The sequence below is a fragment of the Corallococcus sp. CA041A genome (genome assembly GCF_003612075.1).
GTDB classification, from domain to species: domain Bacteria; phylum Myxococcota; class Myxococcia; order Myxococcales; family Myxococcaceae; genus Corallococcus; species Corallococcus exiguus.
This window is the reverse complement of the sequence record NZ_RAWF01000583.1, coordinates 1-741: the sequence shown is the minus strand read 5'-3', so window position 1 is coordinate 741 and position 741 is coordinate 1. Positions and strand designations below refer to the sequence as shown.

Here is a 741-nt window from a genome sequence, read left to right as displayed (position 1 = left end):
GGATGGGGCAGTTCACGGCGGGGTGGCCCAGGATGAACTTGAGGAAGAACTGGGCCCAGCTGGAGCAGTCGAACTCCGCGGCCCAGTCCGGCAGGGGGCGGCCCTTCATCTTGCGGAAGAGGTTGCCCTTGTCGAAGGGCTCCATGACGAGCACGGCCACGCCGTGCTCCTTCGCCGCGGGCAACAGGCGCGCTTCGGCGTCGCGCATCGCGAGCGAGTAGGGCAGCTGCACGAAGTCCAGCTTGCCGCCCTTGATGTGCTTCTCCAGGTCGTCGAAGGCGCTGCGCAGGTAGTGGGTGACGCCCACGTAGCGGATCTTCTTCGCGGCCTTCATCTCCCGCAGCACGGGCAGATGCACGTCCACGTCCAGCAGGTTGTGCACCTGCATCAGGTCCATGCGGCCGTGGCCCATCTTCTGGAGGGACGCTTGTATCTGCGCCGCCCCTTCCGCCTTGCCGCGCGTCCAGACCTTGGTGGCGAGGAACGGCGTCTTCTCCTGGCCGGACTGCTTCAGCAGGTCGCCCACGACGGCCTCGGAGCGGCCGTACATGGGGGACGAGTCGATGAGGCGCGCGCCCGAGTCGAAGAACTTCTGGAGGACCTGGGCCAGGGGTGCGCGTTCGTTCGCGGCGCCGCCGACGTCGAAGGTCTGCCAGGTGCCCATGCCGATGACGGGCAGGGCTTCGCCGGAGCTGGGGATGGGGCGGGTGAGCATGCGGGGACTCTGGGCGAGGGCGGAGA

At 68.2% G+C, this 741-nt stretch carries 1 protein-coding gene; it reads right to left on the bottom strand.

The window, feature by feature from the left end:
* On the bottom strand, positions 1–715 hold a 715-nt coding region (locus tag D7V77_RS42310; protein ID WP_147452372.1), incomplete at its 3' end, for an aldo/keto reductase.
* Positions 716–741 lie beyond the last annotated feature (26 nt).